This window comes from Desertihabitans aurantiacus, assembly GCF_003344635.1.
GTDB classification, from domain to species: domain Bacteria; phylum Actinomycetota; class Actinomycetes; order Propionibacteriales; family Propionibacteriaceae; genus Desertihabitans; species Desertihabitans aurantiacus.
This window is the reverse complement of record NZ_QPKK01000221.1, coordinates 1-6,389: the sequence shown is the minus strand read 5'-3', so window position 1 is coordinate 6,389 and position 6,389 is coordinate 1. Positions and strand designations below refer to the sequence as shown.

The window sequence follows — 6,389 nt, the reverse complement described above, 5'->3', positions numbered from 1 at the left end:
CGCACGGGCCGCCGCCGGGCCGCGCTGGGTGCCCGCGGTGGCCCCCGACGACGAGGGCGGCGTCGGCGCCTGGCTGGTGACGCTGCCGCACCGGGGCGACCCGCGCGGACCCGGCCCGCGGGTGGCCACCACCAGCGGGCACCCCGAGCAGGAGCACGTGGTGCGGTGGGACCCGGCCCGGGTGCTGGCCGAGTGCGCGGTGAAGCGGCAGCTGGTGCACACGGGCTCGGAGGAGGTGCTGCGGACGCTGGCCGCACCGTGGTCGCGCCACCCGGACGCCGACGGGCTCGGCTGACGGGCCTCGGCCAGGCTCAGCCGTCCGCGCCGTCGCCGCCGGAGAAGACCGCCTCGACGTTGTTGCCGTCGGGGTCGCGGACGAAGGCGGCGAAGTAGCGCTCGTGGTACTCCGGCCACAGCCGCGGCGCGTGCAGGCTCTCCGCGCCGGCCGCGAGCGCGGCGGCGTGGAAGCGGCGGACCTGGTCGGGGTCGGCGGCGGTGAAGGCGATGTGTGTCTCCCGCGGGGCGACCTCGCCCTCGGCGCGCGCCAGCCAGAAGCGCGGGTGGTCGCTGCCGTAGCCGGCGGCGACGCCGTGGTCGAGCAGCCGGCGGCAGCCGAGCTCGGCCAGCACCCGGTCGTAGAAGGCCTCGGCGCGGTCGAGGTCGGCGCAGACGATGCCGAAGTGGTCGATCATGGTGGTCCTCCTGGTGGTGGTGGTGGTGGGCTCAGGCGCCGGTGCTGAGGCTGCGCAGCGTCCGGTCGAGGGTGCTGAAGACGACGTCGGAGTCGTACGCCGGGTCGGCCTGCCCCGGAGCGGGGGCGTAGAGCCACCACAGGTTGTCCCAGGGGTCGAGCACCCGGGCCAGCGTGGTCCCGCCCCAGAACGGGGTCGGCTCGGTGACGGTCTCGGCGCCGCGCTCGGCCGCCCGCCGCAGCACCAGGTCGAGGTCGCGCACCCACACCTGCAGCAGGGCGGGACGGGCCGGCCACCCGTCGAGCCGGTCGGCGCACATCAGCTGCACGGTGCCCATCTGCACCTGGGCGTGGATGAGCCTGCCGTCGGGCAGCGGCGTGCGGGCCTCGAGCACCTCGGGGGCGTCGAACACCTCGGTCACGAAGGTGACCCAGCCGGCGGCGTCGTCGAGGATCGCGAACGGGTTGAGGACGGCCTCCCCGGCGGGGACGGCGTCGGCGGGGAGCAGCGTGTGGTTGGTCATGACGACGACGCTAGGGAGGCTTCCGGCCAGGACGTGACCGGAGCGCGACGCCGGCTGGGCCCGGCGCGCGGCCACTAGTCTGCGTCCATGGTCGAGCCGGTGCCGTCGCGCTACGAGCTGCGCCGGGTGATCGCCGAGGGCGGGATGGGCACGGTGTGGCTGGCCCGCGACCGCAAGCTCGGGACGGACGTGGCCGCCAAGGTCCTGCGCGGGTCCGAGGCGTCGGCGGTGCTGCGGTTCGTCCGCGAGCAGGGCCTGCGGGTGCGCCACCGCCACGTCGTCAGCCCGCAGGGGTGGTCCGCCGACGACGACCACGTGGTGATGTCGATGCCGCTGGTCCGGGGTGGCTCGCTGCAGACGCTGTCCCGCGACCACGGGCCGCTGCCGGAGCCGTACGTGGCGGTGCTGGTGGACCAGCTGCTCGACGGTCTGGCCGAGATCCACCGGCACGGGGTGGTGCACCGCGACCTCAAGCCGGCCAACGTGCTGCTCGAGCCGACCGGCACCGGCTGGCCCTGCGTGCGGATCGGTGACTTCGGCATCGCCGCGGTGGTGGGGGAACCGCGGTTCACCGTCGTCGGGCAGTCGCTGGGCACCCTGGGGTTCATGGCCCCGGAGCAGGCCCGCGGTGCCGAGCCCGACCCCCGGCAGGACCTGTTCGCGGTCGGCGTCCTGGGGCGCTGCCTGCTCACCGGCCTGCCGCCGGGTCAGCTGCCGACCGACCCGGCCGGGGCGGCACCCGGTGCCGGTGGGCTGTGGCCCTTCCTGCAGTGGCTCAGCAGCGACGACCCGGCCCGGCGACCGGCCTCGGCCGAGGACGCCCGGGAGGAGCTGCGGCGGCGGCACCTGCTGCCACCGGGCCCGGTCTGGCAGCAGTGGCCCGACCCGCCCGAGGTGTTCGACCAGATCGCCGAGCTGGAGGAGCCCGACGACCCGGGCCCGCAGCCGGTCCCTCCCCAGGCAGGCGTCGGCACCCAGCGACCGGCCGTGCCGACGTCACCCGTCCCGGCACGGAGCGAGCCCGACCCGTCCGCCCCGACCCGGCCCGACCAGGGCCGACCCGGGGCCCGGCCGCAGCTGCTGCGAGCGGTCATGGTGGTGAGCTTCGTGCTGGCCGGGCTGTCCGCGGTGCTGCTGCTCCTCGCGCTGCTGGGCTGAGGCTCGCCCGGTGCTCCGGACGGGCGGTCAGCCGCGCCGGAGCAACCGCCAGGCCAGCACGCCGAGACCGCCGAAGAGCACCACCCCGGCGGCGGCGCCACCGAGCAGCCAGCCACGCCCGATGCCGTCCTGCTCGGGATCGTCGGGCTGGTCCTGGCCGGCTGCCGCGGTGCTGCTCGGCGCCGGGTCGGACGGTGCCGGAGCCGACGGGCTGGACGGCGGAGCCGAGGGCGTCGGGGTCGGCTCGGTGGAGCGGTAGGTCGGCGCACCGTTCCCGGCCTCGCCGAACACCCCCAGCTGCAGCTCGAGGGCGCGTTGCTCCGTGGTGGGGCGGCTGGCGTCGTCGGTGTAGGACACCGCCACCAGGTAGTCCCCCGCGAGCGCGGCGTTCTCGGTGAGGACGCTTCTGCGGTTGGCCCAGAGCACGGTCGGTGTGCCGGCCGACGCCTGAGCTGCTCCGCCGCCGCTCAGTGCGCCGGTCTGGCCGTCCGGCGGGTCGGTGGGACCGCCCCCGTCGGCGTCCCCGGCCACCGGGCTGAGCACCTGGACGTGGAGGAAGCGGTGACCAGGGGCGTAGCCGGTCGCCTCGGGCAGCACGGCCCGGGCCTGCAGGCGCTGGCCGAAGTCCAGCGGCACCCGGAAGAACTGGATCTCCCCGGGGACGATGTCAGCGGTGACGGTGCCCGCGCCCACCTCGGGGGCGTCGTCCATCGAGCTCCCGCCCTGCACCCGCTGCCGCGGGCCCTCGCCGAGCTCCTGCCAGGCCGGCCGGTCGTCGGCCCGGGCGCCGGTCTGCTCCACCGGCGGCTCCTCGGTCACGACGAGCTGGTAGGGCTGGCCGGACACCGGGTCACCGAACCCGGAGTGGGCCACGCGCAGCACCAGGTCCCCCTCGGCGCACTCCTCGTCGTCCTCGGACGCCAGGGCATTGGCCAGCAGCCACCCCCGCTCGCCGCCGTACTTGGTGAGCACCTGGGCGGTGTCCGACCCGCAGCTCTCGCTGGCGGTGGTCAGCAGGTCGACGTCGAGCTGGGTCATCCCCGTCTCCGGGCGCATGAACACCCCCGCCCACAGCGTCGAACCGGGGATCTGCCGCTCGATCCGGTAGTGCCGCGGCTCCTCACCCTCGCCCGCCTCGTCCACCCAGCTGCCCGGCCCGATCGCCGGGGCGTCGGCCGCCTGCACCGTGCCCTGCACCGGCCGGCCGTTGACCTCCAGCTCGTTCACCGCCCGTTCCTGCACCTGGCGGAGGGTCTCGGTGAGCTCGTCGGTGTCCTCGGCGTCGTAGTAGGTGCCGCGGCCCCGGTCGGCGATGCAGGTCAGCTGCTCCCGGGCCTTGCCGCTGACCCGCAGGCCGACGACGTCGATCCGCAGGTCGATCCCGGCGGCGGCGATCCGCTCGGCCACCGGGCAGGGGTCGGGGACGCAGGTCTCCTCGCCGTCGGAGACCAGCAGGATGGAGCGCTGACCGCTGTCGCCGACGTCCTCGGCCGCCCGCTCCAGGGCGTAGGCGATCGGCGTCTCGCCGTAGGGCTGGTAGCTCTCGACCTCCGCCCGCAGCTGCTCGCGGTTGTCGGTGCCGATCTCCACCGCCAGCCGGCTGTCCTCACACGCCCCGGGGTCGGAGCGGTCGAAGACCTCCGAGCCGTACACCCGCATCCCCACCTCGGCGTCGTCGGGGAGGGTGTCGATCACCTCGCCGAGGGCGGTCTTGGCGGCCTCGATCTTGGTGCGGCCGTCGCCGGCGGGTTCGGCCATGGAGCCCGAGGAGTCCATCACCAGCAGCAGCCGGCCGGGCTCGTCGGCGTGCGCGGGTGCGGCCGGGAGCAGCAGCACGGCGGTGGTGACGATCAGCGAGAGGGCTGCAGCAGCGAGACGTTGCATGGTGGGCATCCTCGGGTCGAATGGGCTACTGTCCGATAGGAAACAGCCATTGTTTCCGATTGTCAATACTGGTCGGGGACGGGGACAGCATGTCGGAGCAGGCGGCCAACCGCCGACGCCAGGAGGAGCTCTACGGCGAGCCGTTGGCCAGCCTGGTGTCCGGGATCGGCGACACGCTGGGGATGAACCAGACGGCCGTCGCCCGGGTGCTCGGTCTGTCCACCCCGATGCTGTCCCACCTGGTCGCGGGCCGGCGGGTCAAGATCGGCAGCCCGCTCGCGCACGCCCGGCTCGTCCAGCTGCGTCAGCTCGCCGCCGACGTCGCCGCGGGCCGGACGTCGCCCGCGCAGGCGGCGGAGGAGGTCGGGCGGATCGCCGCCTCGCAGGACTCCTGGGCGACCACCGCGCCGACGACCGAGCCCGCGGCCCTGCAGCAGCAGCTGCTCAGCGTGGCACCGGCGGAGGAGTGGGTGCAGATCGCCGGGGAGATCGCCGACCGGCACCCGGGTGCGGCGGCACTGCTGCACCAGCTGGTGGCACGACCGGCACAGGGTGGCGGCGTGGACCGCGAGGGCTGACGCTGGTCGTCCGCGTGCCGCGGTCCCGAGGGTTGCGGTTCAGCGCTGCGCGAGACGTTCCAACGTCATGGCGAGGAACTCCCGCAGGTCGCCCGTCTCGCCGTCGCGTCCGCCGCGGCCGACCTGCAACGGGGGCGGGGTCGGCTGCAGCTTCACCCCGCGCAGCCGCTCCACCATCCCGCCGGGGACGGTGAGCACGTAGTAGCCGCCGTCCTCACCGATCGCCAGGGACTGGTTCTTGCGCAGGTACCAGCCGCGCTTGTCGGTGCGCACGGTGCGACCCGAGAGCAGCTGCGCCACCAGCGGCTCCGGCTCGTGACCGCGGGCGCGCGCCTCGCGGACGAACTCGTCGACCAGCTGCTGGGCGCGGGTGGCCTCGTGGCGGGAGGCGGCGTCGGAGAGCGCGATCCGGTGCGCGGCGGCCTCGGCGCGGCTGGGTGGTCGCTCGGTCATGGTCCAGCCAGGCTACGTCGCCTCCCGCCGTGGCGTGCGGCGGGCTCGCCACCACGGAACGGGTCCGGACAGCAGGGGCCGCACCTCGGACAACACCTGCGGCAACAGCGCCCGACCAGCGTGGAGCCCGTCGGAGCGACGGGAGGAGCGGGGCATGGCACAGGCGGCGGGGTCGGCGGGACGAGACGTCCGGCACGGGCTGGACGAGGAGTGGGCCGAGCTGGGGGCGCAGCCGTCGCCGGCGGTGATCGGGTGGGCCGACGGCTGCGGGGAGCTGACCGGGGCCAGCACGCCGGGGGACGTGCTGGACCGGGTCGGGAGGGCACCGGACGCCGTGCTGGGGTTCCTGGTGGGACGGGCCCAGCACGGCGGCGGTGACGCCCAGCTGGCCGGACGGGTGGTGGTGCAGGCGATGCTCGGCAAGCTGGTCCGGCTGGCCGACGCCGACGCCGGCGCGGAGCTGGGCGACTACGTGGCCCAGCTGTGGTGCACGATCGGCGGCTACCCGCTGGCCCGCCGCCCGCGCAGCGTCGCGGCCAACCTGTGGATGGACACCCGCAAGGCCGTCCGGCGCGAGCAGGGGCGCCCGACCGCGGCCCTGGCCGTGCCGGACGCCGTCCTCGACGAGCTGTGGACCTCCAGCCGTCCGCCCGCTGACGAGCTGAGCGTGCACCGGGTGGTGCGCCACGCCCGCACCCTCGGGCTGGTCGACGAGCCGACGGCGGCGGTGCTGCTCAGCGTCTACGCCGACGGCCTCACCTCGGCCGCGGCCGGCGAGCGCCACCGGATGAGCACCGACGTGGTCCGCTGGCGCTGCTCCCGGGCGCGCCGCCGGCTGGCCGAGCACGCGCTGGCCCTGGCCGCCGCCTGAGCTGCCGCGCCGCACCCTGACGTACCTCGAACGCGCCCACGCACCCCGAGCGCGACGCACCTAGGGCGCGCGCCCGCGCACCTCGAGCGCGCCCACGCACCCTCAACGCGCAGACGCACCCTCAACGCGCAGACGCACCCTCAACGCGCAGACGCACCCTCAACGCGCAGACGCACCCCCAACGCGCAGACGCACCCCCAACGCGCAGACGCACCCCCAACGCGCAGACG

The 6,389-nt window shown here is 75.5% G+C and carries 8 protein-coding genes; 4 read left to right on the top strand and 4 right to left on the bottom strand.

What is annotated here, in order from left to right:
* A partial coding sequence (locus DVA66_RS15450) for a DUF6221 family protein (RefSeq protein ID WP_232821990.1) occupies positions 1-295 on the top strand: 295 nt, incomplete at its 5' end.
* 16 nt (positions 296-311) lie between these two features.
* On the opposite strand, the gene DVA66_RS15445 is transcribed toward DVA66_RS15450, so the two are convergent.
* Together DVA66_RS15445 and DVA66_RS15440 are read right to left on the bottom strand one after the other, a co-directional pair.
* Positions 312-692 (bottom strand): VOC family protein, encoded by a 381-nt coding sequence (locus DVA66_RS15445; RefSeq protein WP_114560885.1) that lies wholly within the window; start codon positions 690-692, stop codon positions 312-314.
* A 31-nt stretch (positions 693-723) separates the two neighbouring features.
* Complete coding sequence (locus DVA66_RS15440) at positions 724-1,215, bottom strand: VOC family protein (protein ID WP_114560884.1); 492 nt, start codon at positions 1,213-1,215, stop codon at positions 724-726.
* A gap of 87 nt (positions 1,216-1,302) precedes the next feature.
* Here DVA66_RS15440 and DVA66_RS15435 point away from each other — a divergent pair, with 87 nt between their 5' ends.
* Positions 1,303-2,373, top strand: a complete 1,071-nt coding sequence (locus tag DVA66_RS15435; RefSeq protein ID WP_114560883.1) for a serine/threonine-protein kinase — start codon at positions 1,303-1,305, stop codon at positions 2,371-2,373.
* A gap of 27 nt (positions 2,374-2,400) precedes the next feature.
* On the opposite strand, the gene DVA66_RS15430 is transcribed toward DVA66_RS15435, so the two are convergent.
* Complete coding sequence (locus tag DVA66_RS15430) at positions 2,401-4,257, bottom strand: vWA domain-containing protein (RefSeq protein ID WP_198671811.1); 1,857 nt, start codon at positions 4,255-4,257, stop codon at positions 2,401-2,403.
* Between the two features lie 89 nt (positions 4,258-4,346).
* On the opposite strand from DVA66_RS15430, the gene DVA66_RS15425 reads away from it, so the two are divergent.
* Positions 4,347-4,835, top strand: a complete 489-nt coding sequence (locus DVA66_RS15425; protein WP_114560881.1) for a DNA-binding protein — start codon at positions 4,347-4,349, stop codon at positions 4,833-4,835.
* Between the two features lie 39 nt (positions 4,836-4,874).
* Here DVA66_RS15425 and DVA66_RS15420 read toward each other — a convergent pair whose 3' ends face one another.
* On the bottom strand, positions 4,875-5,288 hold the full coding sequence (locus DVA66_RS15420) for a hypothetical protein (protein WP_114560880.1): 414 nt from the start codon (positions 5,286-5,288) through the stop codon (positions 4,875-4,877).
* Between the two features lie 154 nt (positions 5,289-5,442).
* Here DVA66_RS15420 and DVA66_RS15415 point away from each other — a divergent pair, with 154 nt between their 5' ends.
* Positions 5,443-6,159, top strand: coding sequence for a hypothetical protein (locus tag DVA66_RS15415; RefSeq protein ID WP_114560879.1), 717 nt, complete (start codon positions 5,443-5,445; stop codon positions 6,157-6,159).
* The last annotated feature ends 230 nt before the right edge of the window (positions 6,160-6,389 follow it).

Coding starts and splice junctions, on each gene's coding strand:
- DVA66_RS15445 (WP_114560885.1), bottom strand. CDS start 692: ATGATCGACCACTTCGGCATCGTCTGCGCCGACCTCGACCGCGCCGAG.
- DVA66_RS15440 (WP_114560884.1), bottom strand. CDS start 1,215: ATGACCAACCACACGCTGCTCCCCGCCGACGCCGTCCCCGCCGGGGAG.
- DVA66_RS15435 (WP_114560883.1), top strand. CDS start 1,303: ATGGTCGAGCCGGTGCCGTCGCGCTACGAGCTGCGCCGGGTGATCGCC.
- DVA66_RS15430 (WP_198671811.1), bottom strand. CDS start 4,257: ATGCAACGTCTCGCTGCTGCAGCCCTCTCGCTGATCGTCACCACCGCC.
- DVA66_RS15425 (WP_114560881.1), top strand. CDS start 4,347: ATGTCGGAGCAGGCGGCCAACCGCCGACGCCAGGAGGAGCTCTACGGC.
- DVA66_RS15420 (WP_114560880.1), bottom strand. CDS start 5,288: ATGACCGAGCGACCACCCAGCCGCGCCGAGGCCGCCGCGCACCGGATC.
- DVA66_RS15415 (WP_114560879.1), top strand. CDS start 5,443: ATGGCACAGGCGGCGGGGTCGGCGGGACGAGACGTCCGGCACGGGCTG.